Origin of the sequence: Paracoccus sp. Arc7-R13, from assembly GCF_004010775.1 — a bacterium.
Taxonomy (GTDB): domain Bacteria; phylum Pseudomonadota; class Alphaproteobacteria; order Rhodobacterales; family Rhodobacteraceae; genus Paracoccus; species Paracoccus marcusii.
The window spans coordinates 126,271-141,174 of the sequence record NZ_CP034813.1 but is presented as its reverse complement, the minus strand read 5'-3'; the positions used below and the strand labels follow the sequence as shown (position 1 = coordinate 141,174).

The following is a 14,904-nucleotide window of genomic DNA, read 5'->3' as shown; positions in this document are numbered from 1 at the left end:
CGCCCGATGTTCCGTTCCAACGCCGATGTCATGGATGCACACGGTTCCGTGATCGGCATGGGCCGCGGGGGTTGTGGGGCACGCGGTTTCGCCCCACGGTGACTGCGACATCAGGAAAAGGGGCACATCGGATGATCACCGGGGATGCGACAAGCCAGCTGGAGGCCCTGCGCGAGGGCAGCATCGATGCGGTCGGGCTGATGGCGCTGACGCTGGACCGGATCGCGGCGACGAACCCGTCCATCAACGCCGTCGTCGCGCTGCGCGACCGCGACACCCTGCTGGCCGAGGCCGCGCAGGCGCCTGCGGGGCCGCTGCAGGGGTTGCCGATGGCGGTCAAGGATCTGGCGGACACGGCGGGGATCGTCACGACCTATGGCTCGCCCGCGTTTCGCGATCATGTGCCGGTGGCGGACAGCCCGATGGTCGCGCGCCTGCGCCGGGCCGGGGCGGTGATCATCGGCAAGACCAACACACCCGAATTCGGGCTTGGGTCGCACAGCTACAACCCGGTCTATGGCGTCACGCGCAACCCCTATGACCTGTCGCGGTCGGCGGGCGGGTCCAGCGGCGGCGCGGGGGCGGCGCTGGCCGCGCGCATGGTGGCGCTGGCGGACGGGTCGGACATGATGGGGTCGCTGCGCAACCCGGCCGGGTGGAACAACGTCTTTGGGTTCCGGCCCAGCTATGGCCTGGTCGCGCCGTCCAACCCGGGCGACCTGTTCCTGTCCCAGCTGTCAACCGAAGGCCCGATGGCGCGGTCGATCCGCGACCTGGAGCTGTTGCTGGCGGTCCAGTCCGCCCCCGATCCGATGCACCCGCATTCCAGCGGCCCCTATCGCCCCGCGCCGCCCAAGGTCAGGCTGCGCATCGGCTGGCTGGGCGATTGGGGCGGGGCCTATGCGATGGAGCCGGGCGTGCTGGACCTGTGCGGGGCCGCCGTGCAGGTGCTGGCCGATCTGGGCCATGACGTGGTGCCCATGGCGCCACCCTTTTCCGCCGCCGCCCTGTGGGAGGCCTGGACGACGCTGCGCAGCTGGACCATCGCGGGCAGCCTTGGCCCGCTGCTGCACAGCGCCCCGGATCAGGTGAAGCCCGAACTGCGGTGGGAGATCGAGCGCGGCCTGGCCCTGTCCGCCGCCGACCTGCGCCGTGCCAGCACGATCCGGTCGGACTGGTTCCGCCACACGGCGGGGATGGACGTGGACATCCTGGCACTGCCGTCGGCGCAGATGTTCGCGTTCGACGCGGACTGGACCTGGCCGCGCCAGATCGCGGGACGACAGATGGACAGCTATCACCGCTGGATGGAGGTGGTCGTGCCGGCATCGCTGACCGGGTTGCCGGCGCTGTGCGTGCCGGCGGGGTTCGGACCGTCCGGCACGCCGATGGGATTGCAGCTGATCGGCCATCGCGGGCGCGATGCCTGCGTGCTGAACCTGGGCCGCGCCTACGAGGCCGCGACATCCTGGATCGACCGCCAGCCAGCGCCCTGACGGGTCAGTCCCGCGTCAGGCCGTCGAAATCGGCGTCCAGCCGGTCCAGCGCCGCATCGACATGGCCGCGCCGGGCCGCGATCCAGCCGGCGTGATCGTCCAGCCGCGCGCGGGCGGTGCCGATCATGCGCGTCATCTCCTGCGGTTGCGGCCCGCCGGAGGTGGCGCGCGCGGCGACGATCGCGGCCGGGTCCAGGGCCTGGTGGAACTGCTCCTGTGTCAGGGGCAGATCGGCCGGGGCGTCGGTGCCTGCGACGGCATCCGCATAGATGCGCTGCGCCTCGGTATAGGGAAAGTCCAGCGGGCCCATCCCGTTTTGGCGCGCATGTGTCACGATCTCGGAGGCGACGTGATGGCCTTCGCGGAAGGGCAGGCCGTGGTCGCGCATCAGCCGGTCGGCGATCTCCTGCGAGGCGGTCCAGTCGCTGTTCAGCTCCTCCAGCGCGCGATCCTGATCGATGACCAGCGCCTGAAGGACCGCGTCCAGCCGCGACAGGGTGGCGATGCCCGCATCGACCATCGCGGCATTGTCGGCGACATCCTTGGGGTCGGGCATGCCGGGGGTGATGTTGTGCGTTTGCAGGACCGGCCCCATCGCCAGCGCGATGGCCTGCGACGCATCGCTGCGCGTGTTGTTCAGCAGGCCCGGATTGCGCTTTTGCGGCATGGCCGAGGAGACATAGGTGTTCTCTCCGCCCTCCTCCAGCAGCATCCAGGGGCGGGTCTGAGCGTATTGGGTCATGATGTCCTCGACCAGGTTGCCGCTGTGCAGCGCGACCGAGGTGACGATGCCCGCAACCTCGACCGGGTGGTCCATCGACGAGATCTGCGACGCGTCATAGGCGTTCTCGACCAGCGCCGGAAAGCCCAGGTATTCGGCCATCCGCTGGCGGTTCAGCGGCCAGCCGGTGCCGTTCAGGACGGTGGTGCCCATCGCGCTGCGGTCGATGCGGGCATAGGCCTCGCGGATGCGCTGCGCGTCGCGGTCCAGGCCGGCGACATGGCCCAGCAGGTAATGCCCCAGACTGTTGGGTTGGGCCGCGACCCCGTTGGTGTAATTCGGCACGATGGTGCCCGCATGGCGTTCGGCCAGATCGACCATCGTGGTCGTGGTCGCGTGCAGCTGATCGGCCAGCTCCAGCATCTTGTCGCGCAGCATCGCGGCGCGGAAGGTGGCGTGCATGTCCTGGCTGGACCGCCCGGCATGCAGCAGGGTGACCTGCGGACCGCCCGCATCGATCAGCAGCGGCTCGAAGCTGATGACGGTGCGGGGGCGTTCCCCGTCGGGCGCGTCGCCCGCGGCGATCACCTGCGTCAGCGCGTCGGCGATGTCCGGGGCCAGGGCCGGGTCCAACAGCCCCTCCTGGCTGTTGATGACCAGGCTGGCCTTGTTCATCTGGCCCAGCCAGAAGAACTCGTCGCGCGGCGGCGCGTCGGGACCGGCAGGGTCCTGGGCCGCGGCGGCCTGGGCGTGAAGCAGCGTGCCCGCCAGCAGGATCGCGGCGATGCGGCGTGTCGGATGACAGGTCATGGTGGTCTCCTCCCCGTGTTCAGGGGGTCAGGATAGGGGCTGTGGACCGCAGGCCAAGCCCCGACCCGCCGCCGCCCGCGCCGCTGGCGGATTGCAGCCTGTGCAAGTTGCCGCAGGGCGGTCCAAGCGTCCTTGCCAAGGCAAACCTATTCTGCAACCTTTCCCAAGCGCGACCTTGGGGAGAGGGTCGCCAGTCATTCACGGAAACGATGAACCGGACCGCCGACCCGGCGGGTGGCCCGCCCACACGCCTGCGGTCCGACACGAGGGAGAGAGAAGACCATGGCTAGACTGTTGACATCGGTGGCGATCTTGGGCGCCACGGCCACCGCCGCGATGGCCCAGGTATCGGATGACGTCGTCAAGATCGGCATCCTGAACGACCAGTCGGGCGTCTATGCCGATTTCGGCGGCACCTATTCCTATCAGGCGGCGCTGATGGCGGTCGAGGATTTCGGCGGCACCGTGCTGGACATGCCGATCGAGGTCGTGACCGCCGATCACCAGAACAAGCCCGATGTCGCATCGAACATCGCGCGGCAGTGGTACGACACCGAACAGGTCGACGCGATCATGGAGCTGACCACCTCGTCCGTGGCGCTGGCCGTCCAGGCGCTGTCGGACGAGGCCGACAAGATCACCATGACCACGGGTGCTGCCACCACCGAACTGACCGGCGCGCAATGCACCGCGAACGGGTTCCACTGGGCCTATGACACCCACGCGCTGGCCGTGGGCACCGGCGGCGCGCTGGTCGAGCAGGGCGGCGACAGCTGGTTCTTCCTGACCGCCGATTATGCCTTCGGCTATTCGCTGGAGGAGCAGACCGGCGCCTATGTCACCGCCAATGGCGGCGAGGTGCTGGGGTCGGTCCGCCATCCGCTGTCCACCAATGATTTCTCGTCCTTCCTGCTGCAGGCGCAGGCATCGGGGGCCAAGGTCATCGGCCTGGCCAATGCCGGCCTGGACACCCAGAACGCCATCAAGTCCGCGGCAGAGTTCGGCATCGTGCAGGGCGGCCAGCGCCTGGCGGCGCTGCTGTTCACCCTGGCCGAGGTCCACGGCCTGGGCGCCGAGGCCGCGCAGGGCCTGACCCTGACGGAATCCTTCTACTGGAACCGGACCGACGAAAGCCGCGAATTCGCGCAGCGCTTCTTCGAGCGCACGCAGGCGATGCCGAACATGGTCCATGCCGGCACCTATTCGGCCGTCCTGCAGTACCTGAAGGCCATCGAGGCCGCCGGCACCGATGAGACCGCCGCCGTGTCCGAACAGCTGCACACGCTGCCGGTCAACGACGTCTTCTCTCAGGGCGGCACGGTGGGCGCGAACGGACGCCTGATCACCGACGTCTATCTGCTGGAGGTCAAGGCACCGGCCGACATCACCACGGACTGGGATTACTTCAACGTCCTGGCGACCATCCCCGGGTCCGAGGCGTTCATCGATCCGGCCGAAAGCGGTTGCGCGCTGGTCGCGGCGAACTAGGGCGCGGACGGACCCATGACAGCAATGCCTGTGCAACAGGACCAGCCGCGGGTGGTGTTATCCGCCCGCGGCCTTGGCAAGGATTTCGCCGGCTTCACCGCCGTCAACGATGTCGACCTGGATGTCGAACACGGCCGCATCCACGCGCTGATCGGCCCGAACGGCGCGGGCAAGACCACCGTCTTCAACCTGCTGACCAAGTTCCTGACGCCCACCCGTGGGTCGATCACCCTGCTGGGTCAGGACATCACCGCTAGAAAGCCCGCCGAGGTGGCGCGGCTTGGCCTGGTGCGGTCGTTCCAGATCTCGGCCGTGTTCCCGCACCTGACGGTGCTGGAGAACCTGCGCGTCGCGCTGCAGCGGCCCAACGGGCTGGCCACCCAGTTCTGGCGGTCGCTGTCGTCGCTGGACCGGCTGAACCCGCGCGCGGACGAGCTGATCGCGCAGCTGGGCCTGACGGAATACCGCGACACCCGCGCGATGGACCTGTCCTATGGCCGCAAGCGCGTGCTGGAGATCGCGACCACGCTGGCCCTGGACCCCAAGGTCCTGCTGCTGGACGAGCCGATGGCCGGGATGGGCCTTGAGGACGTGCGCACCGTCGCCGGCATCATCCGCGACGTGGCCCGCGACCGGGCCGTCCTGATGGTCGAACACAACCTGTCGGTCGTGGCCGACATCTGCGACCGCGTCACCGTGCTGCAGCGCGGAGAGATCCTGGCCAGCGGCGATTACGCCACGGTGTCCACCGATCCCCGCGTGCGCACCGCCTATATGGGAACCGACGCATGAGCGCGCTTCTGAATGTCGCCGGGCTGAACGCCTGGTACGGCGAAAGCCACATCCTGCACGGCGTCGACCTGCACGTGAACGAAGGCGAGATGATCTGCATCCTGGGCCGCAACGGCATGGGCAAGACCACCACGCTGCGGTCGATCATGGGCATCCTGCGCAAGCGCACCGGCAGCATCACCTTTGCCGGCAGCGACATGATGACCATGCCGCTGCACAAGACCGCCCGCGCCGGCCTGGGCTTCGTCCCCGAGGAGCGCGGCATCTTCGCCAGCCTGTCGGTGCAGGAGAACCTGATGCTGCCGCCTGTGGTGGCCAAGGGCGGCATGTCGGTCGACGAGATCTATGCCCTGTTCCCGAACCTGCATGAACGCAGGAACAGCCCCGGCACGAAACTGTCGGGGGGCGAACAGCAGATGCTGGCCATGGCGCGCATCCTGCGCACCGGCGCGCGTTGCCTGCTGCTGGACGAGCCGACCGAGGGGCTGGCCCCGGTGATCATCCAGAACATCGGCACCGTGCTGGGCGAACTGAAGAAACGCGGCATGACCGTTGTGCTGGTCGAACAGAACTTCCGCTTTGCCAGCAAGGTCGCCGACCGGTTCTACCTGATGGATCACGGCCAGATGACCGCTGAATTCCCGGTGGGCCAGCTGCCCGCCAACATGGACATGCTCAATCGCGAACTGGGGGTCTGACATGACGATGATATTCGGCGTGCCGATGGCTGCCCTGATGGGGCAGCTGCTGATCGGCCTGATCAACGGGTCGTTCTATGCGCTGCTGTCGCTTGGGCTGGCGGTGATCTTCGGCCTGCTGCGGGTGATCAACTTCGCCCATGGCGCGCAATACATGCTGGGCGCGTTCGTGGCCCTGCTGCTGCTGACCTGGACCGGCGTGAACTACTGGATCGCGCTGATCCTGGCGCCGCTGATCGTGGGCACCTTCGGCGCGCTGGTCGAACGGACCATGCTGTCGCGGCTCTACAAGCTGGACCATCTGTATGGCCTGCTGTTCACCTTCGGCCTGGCCCTGACGATCGAGGGGACGTTCCGGTACTTCTTCGGCTCCAGCGGGCAGCCCTATCCGACGCCGCCGGCGCTGGCGGGGGGCGTGAACCTGGGCTTCATGTTCCTGCCGATCTATCGGGGCTGGGTGATCGTGGCGTCGCTGGCGGTCTGCATCGCCGTGTGGCTGCTGATCGAGAAGACCAAGCTGGGATCATACCTGCGCGCGGCCACCGAGAACCCGGTGCTGGTGCAAAGCTTCGGCGTGAACGTGCCGCTGCTGCTGACGCTGACCTATGCGTTGGGCGCGTCGCTGGCGGCATTCGCGGGCGTCTTGGCGGCGCCCATCTATCAGGTGTCGCCGCTGATGGGCACGAACATCATCATCGTCGTGTTCGCCGTGGTCGTGGTCGGCGGCATGGGGTCTATCCTGGGTGCCATCGTCACCGGCTACATGCTGGGCATCGCCGAGGGTCTGACCAAGGTCTTCTACCCCGAGGCATCGAACACCGTGATCTTCGTCATCATGGCGATCGTGCTGATCCTGCGGCCCGCGGGCCTGTTCGGAAAGGACGTGTAAGATGAGCCATTCCGATGCAACCACCCCCGCGGCCCCCGCGAGCGTCCCGGCAGCCGGCCGCATCAAGGCGGTCATCCTGCTGGCCATGCTGGGGTTCCTGCTGCTGGTGCCCATGTTCCTGTACCCGATCTTCCTGATGAAGATCCTGTGCTTTGCGCTGTTCGCCGCAGGGTTCAACCTGCTGCTGGGCTATACCGGCCTTCTGTCCTTCGGGCATGCGGCCTTCTTCGGGGGCGGGGCCTATTTCACCGCGCATGCGGTCAAGGTCTGGGGTCTGTCGCCCGAACTGGGGATCCTGGTCGGGGTCGCGGGCGCGGCGGGGCTGGGCCTGATCATGGGGCTGATCGCCATCCGCCGTCAGGGCATCTATTTCGCCATGATCACCCTGGCCCTGTCGCAGATGTTCTTCTTCTTCTGCCTGCAGGCCGCCTTCACGAACGGAGAGGACGGCATCCAGTCCGTCCCGCGCGGCACCTTCCTAGGCATGCTGGACCTGTCGAACCAGATCAACATGTACTATTTCGTTCTGGGCGTGTTCCTGGCGGGCATGCTGGCGATCTGGCGGATCATCAACTCTCCCTTCGGCATGATCCTGAAAAGCATCCGCGAGAACGAGGCGCGGGCCACGTCGCTTGGCTATACCGTGGCGCGCTACAAGCTGGCGGCGTTCGTCATGTCGGCGGCGATCGCCGGTCTGGCGGGCAGCGTGAAAAGCCTGGTGTTCCAGTTCGCGACCCTGACCGATGTCGGCTGGCAGATGTCCGGAGAGGTGATCCTGATGACGCTGCTGGGCGGCATCGGCACGCTGATCGGGCCGGTCATCGGCGCGGGACTGGTAGTGACGCTGCAGAACTATCTGGCGACCTCGCCGCTGCCGGTGACGGTCATCACCGGGGTCGTCTTCATGGTCTGCGTGCTGCTGTTCCGGCGCGGCCTGGTGGGCGAGTTCTATGCCTCGCGGATCGGCCGCAGCCTGGGGTTCAAGTCCGACAGCTGACCCAAGGCCCGTCCCGTCCGGGGGGCGGGCTTCTACAGGTGCAGCTGCTCGCCAGTGACGGCGGTCAGCCGGGCGGCGGCCTCGGCCACCGCCGCGCCGATCGCGCCGACCTGGCGCGTCCCAATCCGATGCGCGGGGGTGTTGATCGACAGCCCGGCCACCGCGCGCCCGGCCATGTCCACGATGGGCGCGGCCACGCAGCGCATCCCCGCCATCCGTCCCTGATCGTCGAACGCAAAGCCCTGCCTGCGGATGCGCGCCAGATCGGGGCAGGCCGCGTCGGGCGCAGGCCCCGCATTGATCGCCAGCATCGCCCGCCCGATGCCCGATCCGGTCAGCGATGCGCGCGTTCCGGGCGGAAAGGCCACGCGGATCGGCTGGTCGGATTCGACCTGCGACACGAACAGCACGCCACCATCGCTGAGGATGCCCAGGTTGGCCGTCTCCTGGGTGCGCGCGACCAGGTCCTGCAGGATCGGGCGCGCCCGCGCGATCAGCCCCGACCGGCGCAGGAAGGCCGCCCCAAGGCGAAAGCTGGATGGCCCGACCGACCAGCATTGCGTCGCGGCACAGCGTTCGACCATGCCGCGCAGGGCCAGGGTCTGCAGGATGCGATGCGTGGCGGATGCGGGCAGCCCCGTGCGCTGCGCCACCTCGCTCAGCGTCAGGCCGGGATGCAGCGACAGCAGGTCCAGCATGTCCAGCGCGCGGTCCAACGCCTGGACGGTCAGCGGGCGGTCGGGTCCGTCGGCACAGGGGCGGCCACGGCGGCGGGTCGGGTCGGCCATTGCGGTCTCTCCTTGATCACCCGGTGTCGGGTCACCTCTTTGGGTCGCATGCGATGGAAAATCCGTCCAGAAATATTAATTAATGCCCCGCGGCGTGCGATGCGCCGGGCCATCACCCACCGGCCGGACAGACGGTGGAATATGCAGGCGGATCAACGGCAAACCCCGCGGTGGTGCGGTCGTCCCGTGCCGATTATCAATCGTCGCTGTAAAGTCCTTGCCCCGGCCTAGAACAGCGGACGCAGCTCCCGCACCGCGTGGTCGGCGAACATGCGGACCTTGGGGTCCTGCAGACGCCTGTGCGGGGCAAGGCAGCCGAACTGCGCGGGCAGGGGGCGGTTGGCGGGCAGGACCTCGACCAGGCGACCGTCGGCCAGGTCCTGCGTCACCTCGTACAGCGGGCGGTTGGCGATGCCGTGCCCGGCCAGCGCCCAATCGCGCAGCACGTCGCCGTCGTCGGTGTCGAACCGCCCCTGCACCATCATCTTGCGCGGCCCGTCCGATGTCTGCAGCGTCCAGTAATATTCCGGGCTGCGCGGATAGCGCAGCAACAGGCAGTTATGACCCGCCAGGTCGTCCGGCCGCAGCGGCGTGCCCGCGGCGTCCAGATAGGCCTGCGACGCGACCAGCACGCGCGGGCATTCCGCGATCTTGCGCCATTTCAATGCGGAATCGGCGGGCTCTCCCAGAAAGAAGGCCAGGTCGATGGCATCCTCGACGATGTTGACGTTGCGGTCGGACAGGCGCAGGCGGATCTCGATCCCCGGATTGTCGGCGCAGAAGGGAGGGATCAGCGGCGCGACCAGCCGCCGTCCCAGGCCCAGGGGCGCGGTCAGGCGGATCACGCCCTGCGGCTTGCCCGAAAAGCTGCCGATCAGAGCCTCGGCCTCGTCCAGGGTCTCGATCACGCGTCGGGCGTGGTCATAGAAGGCGCGGCCGATCTCGGTCGTGGTCAGCTTGCGGGTGGTGCGGTTCAGCAGGCGCAGGCCAAAGCGGTTTTCCAGATCCTTGATCCGGTTCGATGCGACCGCGGGCGACAGGCGCAGATCGCGCCCCCCCGCCGTGATCGAGCCCAATTCGACCACCCGCACGAAGACCCGCAAGCTTTCAAGATAGGACATCGCCGTTGGCCCGCTTTCAATGGAACGTGGAAAGTCTTCTATGTCGCGGATGATTCCGCAACCGAAACCGTCGCGCTAGCGTGATCCGGGCGGCGGCACCCCGCGTGTGTTGCGCATTGGGGGTGGCCGTCCGCGACCCGCCTGCTAAGCATTGCCCGTCCGCGTCGCCGACCTTCGGGTCGTTCCGTTGCGGCCGGGCACCCGGACAACAGCCAAGGAATTCCGATGCAGACCCTGACCCGACTCGATCTCGACGACGCCCGCATCCTGATGGCCGGTGCCGAGGCCCATGCCCGGACGATCGGCGTCCCGATGTGCATCGCCATCACCGACGAGGCGGGCCAGCTGATCGCCTTTCAGCGGATGGAGGGCGGCAAGGTCACCTCGACCACCATCGCCATCGACAAGGCCTTCACCGCGGCCGCGGCCAAGAAGGCGACCCACGACTATGGCATGGCCAGCCAGCCCGGCGCGCCGGCCTATGGCATCGCCTCGGCCATCGGCGGGCGGCTGATGGTGGTCGGCGGCGGTCTGCCGGTCCTGTGGAACGGAGAGGTCGTGGGCGGCATCGGCGTGTCCTCGGGGACGCCGGCCCAGGACCAGGCGGTGGCACAGGCCGGGATCGACGACTGGATCGCGCGCCAGGCGAAGTGACCGCACCCCCGCGCGCCCGCTGTCGGGTGCGCGGGGGTGACGCTAGATCTGGACCGCGATGGCGATCCCGCGTTCGACCGCCAGATCGACCGCGGCGGATGCGACTGCCAAGTCCTGCAGTCCCACCCCGGTGCCGTCGAACAGGGTGATCTGGTCGTCGGACACCCGGCCCGGTCGGTCGCCGTTGATCACCTCACCGATCTGGGTGATGTCGTCCGGCGCGATCAGCCCTTGGGCCACGGCGTGCTGGGCCTCTCCGATGGTGACGGACTGGGCGACCTCGTCGGTAAAGACCGACGCCTTGCCCAGCAATGCGGCCTCGACCTCCTGCTTGCCCTTGGTGTCGGTGCCCATGCAGGCCAGATGCGTGCCGGGCCGGACCTGGGCGGCCTGCAGGATGGGCGCGAATGACGAGGTGATGGTGATGATCACGTCCGCCTGCGCGCCCAGCTGATCCAGGTCGACCGCCTGGAACGGGATGCCGCGTTCATCGGCGACCTTGGCCAACCGGTCCAGGTCGGCGGGGTTCAGGTTCCAGCCGACGACCCTGTCGAAGTCCCGCTGATCCAGCGCCGCGCGCAGCTGGAAGGTCGACTGATGCCCCGCCCCGATCATGCCCAGCACCCGCGCATCCGGCCGCGCCAAGTGGCGGATCGACACCGCCGAGGCCGCCGCCGTGCGCAGCGCGGTCAGCAGGTTGCCGCTCACCACGGCCCGGCACCGCCCGGTATCGGCGTCGAACAGGAAGATCGTCGATTGGTGGTTCGTCAGGCCCCTGTCGGCGTTCCGCGGCCAGAACCCGCCCGATTTCAGCCCAAGCGCCAGCGATTCCCGGTCGAACCCCGACTTGAACCCGTACAGCGCATCGGCATGGCCGATCGCTTCGCGGATGACTGGAAAGTTGTAGGCCGTGTCCCGCGCCATCGCGGCAAAGACCTGTTCGACCGCCGCAAAGCAGTCCTGGGCCGAGATCAGATCCGCGATCAGGTGTTCGGGAACGATTAGAAGGGGGGATTGCGTCTGCATCAATAGGCCTTTCCGCGGGCAGAGACCGGCCAGACGACCTCGACCTTGCCGCCCCGGACGCCCACGTACCAGTCGTGGACGTTGCAGGTCGGATCGCAATGACCGGGGATCAGGCGCAGCTTGTCGTTGATGGCCAGCACGCCGTCCGGGTCCTCGACCACGCCGTGTTCGTCGGAACACTTGATGTATTTCACGTCCGTGCGACCATGGATGACGGGCAGGCCGCTGTCCACCGACTGCGCCTTGAGGCCGGCATCGACCACCGCCAGATGCGGCTTGGCGTGGCTCATGACGCTGGTCAGGATGAACAGCGCGTTTTCCCATTCGCCCTGGTCGATGCGCGTGCCGTCCCGGTCCAGGATGCGCCCGTAATCGGCATCCATGAAGGCATAGCTGCCGCATTGCAGCTCGTTGAAGACGCCCGAGTTGGATTCGAAGTAATAGGACCCCGTGCCCCCGCCCGACACCAGTTCGGGCGTCAGGCCGATCGCGGTCAGCGCCTCGACCGCCTCGCGGACCTGGGCGATGGCCGCGTCCAGCTTGGCCTTGCGGTCGTCAAAGCTGTCCATGTGCTGCATGGCGCCCTGATAGCCCTGGATGCCGGTGAATTTCAGGCCGGGGGCGGCGTCGATGGCCTGGGCGATCTGAACCACCGCCTCGGTCGTCCTGACCCCGCAGCGGCCGGCACCGCAGTCGATCTCGACAAAGCATTCCAGCGTAGTGCCGTGGCGCTGCGCCGCCGCCGACAGTTCGGCCACGTTGGCGATGTCGTCGACGCAGACGATGATCCGGCTGCCCCGCAAGGGCAGGCGCGCCAGGCGGTCGATCTTGGCCGGGTCGCGGACCTGGTTCGACACCAGCACGTCGCGGATGCCGCCGCGCACGAACACCTCGGCCTCGGACACCTTCTGGCAGCAGACGCCGACCGCGCCGCCCAACCGCTCCTGCAGCTTCAGGACGTCGACCGACTTGTGCATCTTGCCATGCGCCCGGTGGCGCATGCCGTGGGCGCGGGCGTAATCGCCCATCTTGCGGATGTTGCGTTCCAGCGCGTCCAGATCAAGGATCAGGCAGGGGGTCTGGATGTCGGCCTCGTCCATCCCCGGCAGGGCGGGAATGTCGTATCCGACCTCGAGGCCTGCGAATTCTGCATGGGCGTTCATTGGGCATCTCCGTTGGTCCAGGGCAGGCGGTCCAGATCGACATTGCCGCCGGTGATGATGACGCCGATGCGCTGGCCGGCAAAGACGTCGCGGTTCTTCAGGATGGTCGCCAGCGGCACCGCGCTGGAGGGTTCGGCCACGATCTTCAGCCGTTTCCAGATCAGCTGCATCGCGGCCACGATCTCGTCCTCGGACGCGGTCAGGATGTCGGTGACGTGGCTGCGGACGAAATGCCAGGTCATGTCCTTGAGCGGCACCTTGAGCCCGTCTGCCACCGTCACCGGGGCGTCGTCGGCGATGATGTGGCCGGCGCGAAAGCTGCGCGCCGCGTCGTCGGCCTGTTCGGGTTCGGCCGCATAGATGCGCGTGGCGGGGGCCAGCGCGGACAGGGTCAGGCAGGTGCCCGACACCATGCCGCCGCCGCCGATGGGGGCGATGACCGCGTCCAGGTCGGGGATCTGCTCCAGCATCTCGGCCGAGCAGGTGGCCTGTCCGGCGATCACCCGCGGGTCGTTGTAGGGGTGCACGAATTCTGCCCCCGTCTCGGCCACGACCTGGGCAAAGACCGCCTCGCGCGAGCTGGTTGAGGGTTCGCATTCCACGACGCGCGCGCCATAGCCGCGCACCGCGTCCTTCTTCGCCTGCGGGGCGGTGCGGGGCATGACGACCGTGCAGGGGATGCCGCGGCGTCCCGCGGCATAGGACAGGCAGGTGCCGTGATTGCCGCTGGAATGGGTGGCGACGCCGCGCGCGGCCTGGGCATCCGACAGGCCAAAGACCGCGTTGCTGGCGCCGCGCGCCTTGAAGGCGCCGGCCTTCTGCAGGTTCTCGCACTTGAAGAACAGCTGCGCGCCGGTCAGCTCGTCCAACATCCGGCTGGTCAGGACGGGGGTGACGTGGACATGCGGGCGGATGCGGTCGCGGGCCGCCAGCATGTCGTCCAGGGTCGGGATCGCGTCCATCACGCCGCCTGCCTGCAGGCCTGGCCCGCGCTGTGCCGGTAATGCGCTTGGGCGGCGGCGACGCCGGAGCCCAGGGTGACGGGCAGGCCCAGATCGACCATCACCATCTCTGCCGTGGCCAGCCCCGACAGGGCCATCACGTCGGTCAGCATCCCCAGATGCCCGATGCGGAAGACCTTGCCCGCGACATCGCCCAAGCCCGTGCCGAAGGCCACGCCATAGGTGTTCAGCGCATGGCTGACGATGCGGTTGGCGTCGAACCCGTCCGGCGTGCGGATCGCGCTGACGCTGTCAGAATACAGCGCGGGTCGCGCCGCGCACAGGGTCATGCCCCATGCCGCGACGGCCTGGCGGACGCCTTCGGCGATGCGGTGATGGCGGGCAAAGACGTTCTCCAGCCCCTCGTCCAGCAGCATGTCGGTGGCGACCTTCAGCCCGTTCAGCAGGCCGACGGGCGGCGTATAGGGAAAGCCGTTCGCGGCATAGCCCCGCGCCATGTCGCGGATGTCGAAGAAGGTGCGCGGCAGGCCCGCGCCCTCGACCGCGGTCATCGCCTTAGGCGAAAAGCCGACGATCGCCAGGCCGGGGGGCAGCATGAAGCCCTTCTGCGACCCGGTGACGGCGACATCGACGCCCCATTCGTCCATCCGGAAGTCATAGCAGGCGATGGAGCTGACCCCGTCCACGAACAGCATCGCGGGATGGCCCGCGCGGTCCAGCGCGCGGCGGATGGCGGCGATGTCCGACCGGACGCCGGTGGCGGTTTCGTTATGCGTGGCCAGGACCGCCTTGATGCGATGGGCCGTGTCGGCGGTCAGGATCTCCTCGAACCGGTCGGTGGGGATACCTTCGCCCCAGGACTGGTCCACGATCTGGACGTCCAGGCCGTGCCGCTGGCACATGTCGATCCAGCGGTGGCTGAACATTCCGTTGCGCGTGGCCAGAACCGCGTCGCCCTCCGACAGGGTGTTGGTGATCGCCGTCTCCCACCCGCCGGTGCCGGTGGAGGGGAACACGAAGACCTGCGCCTGCGTCGATTTCAGGACCTTTTTGACCCCCTCCAGCGCGGGATGCAGGATCTTTCCAAACATCGGGCTGCGATGGTCGATTGTGGGCATGTCGACGGCCTTGCGAAGCACCTCGGGGATGTTCGTCGGGCCGGGAATGAAGATCGGGTTCTGGGTGCTCACGGTCGGCTCCTCCTTGATGCGACAAGGTGTAGCACGGGTCCGCAAACCGGTAAATTTTTTTGAAATCGTTTTTCGGAAATCTGGTTTAATGCAGGTTTCGCACCGAAAT

General features: G+C 67.8%; 14 protein-coding genes. 7 read left to right on the top strand and 7 right to left on the bottom strand.

Features of this window, described 5'->3' with window-relative positions:
* Nucleotides 1-131 precede the first annotated feature (131 nt).
* Nucleotides 132-1,496 carry an amidase gene (locus tag EOJ32_RS18440; protein ID WP_127899800.1) on the top strand — a complete coding sequence of 455 codons (1,365 nt, stop codon included), beginning with the start codon at nt 132-134 and terminating at the stop codon, nt 1,494-1,496.
* Nucleotides 1,497-1,500: 4 nt separating this feature from the next.
* Here the strand turns inward: EOJ32_RS18440 and EOJ32_RS18435 are convergent, their stop codons facing one another.
* Complete coding sequence (locus EOJ32_RS18435) at nt 1,501-3,027, bottom strand: lyase family protein (protein ID WP_127899799.1); 1,527 nt, start codon at nt 3,025-3,027, stop codon at nt 1,501-1,503.
* A 282-nt stretch (nt 3,028-3,309) separates the two neighbouring features.
* Between EOJ32_RS18435 and EOJ32_RS18430 the strand changes: the two genes are divergently transcribed.
* From EOJ32_RS18430 to EOJ32_RS18410, 5 genes are read left to right on the top strand one after another with little or no spacing between them, the layout of a single operon-like run.
* Nucleotides 3,310-4,515 (top strand): ABC transporter substrate-binding protein, encoded by a 1,206-nt coding sequence (locus tag EOJ32_RS18430; protein WP_127899798.1) that lies wholly within the window; start codon nt 3,310-3,312, stop codon nt 4,513-4,515.
* Nucleotides 4,516-4,530: 15 nt separating this feature from the next.
* The gene (locus tag EOJ32_RS18425) at nt 4,531-5,307 is read left to right on the top strand and encodes an ABC transporter ATP-binding protein (RefSeq protein ID WP_045983480.1); all 777 of its coding nucleotides are present in this window, start codon (nt 4,531-4,533) and stop codon (nt 5,305-5,307) included.
* Nucleotides 5,304-6,005, top strand: coding sequence for an ABC transporter ATP-binding protein (locus tag EOJ32_RS18420; protein ID WP_045983481.1), 702 nt, complete (start codon nt 5,304-5,306; stop codon nt 6,003-6,005). The genes EOJ32_RS18425 and EOJ32_RS18420 overlap by 4 nt, the downstream gene beginning before the upstream one ends.
* A 1-nt stretch (nt 6,006) precedes the next feature.
* The gene (locus EOJ32_RS18415; RefSeq protein ID WP_045983482.1) at nt 6,007-6,894 is read left to right on the top strand and encodes a branched-chain amino acid ABC transporter permease; all 888 of its coding nucleotides are present in this window, start codon (nt 6,007-6,009) and stop codon (nt 6,892-6,894) included.
* A gap of 1 nt (nt 6,895) precedes the next feature.
* Nucleotides 6,896-7,891: a branched-chain amino acid ABC transporter permease gene (locus EOJ32_RS18410; RefSeq protein ID WP_127899797.1), complete on the top strand. Its 996-nt coding sequence runs from the start codon at nt 6,896-6,898 to the stop codon at nt 7,889-7,891.
* 32 nt (nt 7,892-7,923) lie between these two features.
* Here the strand turns inward: EOJ32_RS18410 and EOJ32_RS18405 are convergent, their stop codons facing one another.
* Nucleotides 7,924-8,679 carry an IclR family transcriptional regulator gene (locus tag EOJ32_RS18405; RefSeq protein WP_127899796.1) on the bottom strand — a complete coding sequence of 252 codons (756 nt, stop codon included), beginning with the start codon at nt 8,677-8,679 and terminating at the stop codon, nt 7,924-7,926.
* A 227-nt stretch (nt 8,680-8,906) separates the two neighbouring features.
* On the bottom strand, nt 8,907-9,800 hold the full coding sequence (locus EOJ32_RS18400) for a LysR family transcriptional regulator (RefSeq protein WP_045983485.1): 894 nt from the start codon (nt 9,798-9,800) through the stop codon (nt 8,907-8,909).
* A 225-nt stretch (nt 9,801-10,025) separates the two neighbouring features.
* Here EOJ32_RS18400 and EOJ32_RS18395 point away from each other — a divergent pair, with 225 nt between their 5' ends.
* Complete coding sequence (locus EOJ32_RS18395; protein ID WP_045983486.1) at nt 10,026-10,454, top strand: heme-binding protein; 429 nt, start codon at nt 10,026-10,028, stop codon at nt 10,452-10,454.
* Nucleotides 10,455-10,496: 42 nt separating this feature from the next.
* On the opposite strand, the gene bhcD is transcribed toward EOJ32_RS18395, so the two are convergent.
* Genes bhcD through bhcA form a run of 4 tightly spaced genes read right to left on the bottom strand, consistent with a single transcriptional unit; the run spans nt 10,497 to nt 14,795 of the window.
* Nucleotides 10,497-11,480 (bottom strand): iminosuccinate reductase BhcD, encoded by a 984-nt coding sequence (gene bhcD, locus EOJ32_RS18390; protein WP_127899795.1) that lies wholly within the window; start codon nt 11,478-11,480, stop codon nt 10,497-10,499.
* Nucleotides 11,480-12,643, bottom strand: a complete 1,164-nt coding sequence (gene bhcC / locus EOJ32_RS18385; protein ID WP_127899794.1) for a 3-hydroxy-D-aspartate aldolase BhcC — start codon at nt 12,641-12,643, stop codon at nt 11,480-11,482. The genes bhcD and bhcC overlap by 1 nt, the downstream gene beginning before the upstream one ends.
* Nucleotides 12,640-13,605 carry a beta-hydroxyaspartate dehydratase BhcB gene (gene bhcB, locus EOJ32_RS18380; RefSeq protein WP_164871508.1) on the bottom strand — a complete coding sequence of 322 codons (966 nt, stop codon included), beginning with the start codon at nt 13,603-13,605 and terminating at the stop codon, nt 12,640-12,642. Before bhcB ends, bhcC begins: the two co-directional genes overlap by 4 nt.
* Nucleotides 13,605-14,795 carry an L-aspartate--glyoxylate aminotransferase BhcA gene (gene bhcA, locus EOJ32_RS18375; protein ID WP_127899792.1) on the bottom strand — a complete coding sequence of 397 codons (1,191 nt, stop codon included), beginning with the start codon at nt 14,793-14,795 and terminating at the stop codon, nt 13,605-13,607. Before bhcA ends, bhcB begins: the two co-directional genes overlap by 1 nt.
* Between the last annotated feature and the right edge of the window lie 109 nt (nt 14,796-14,904).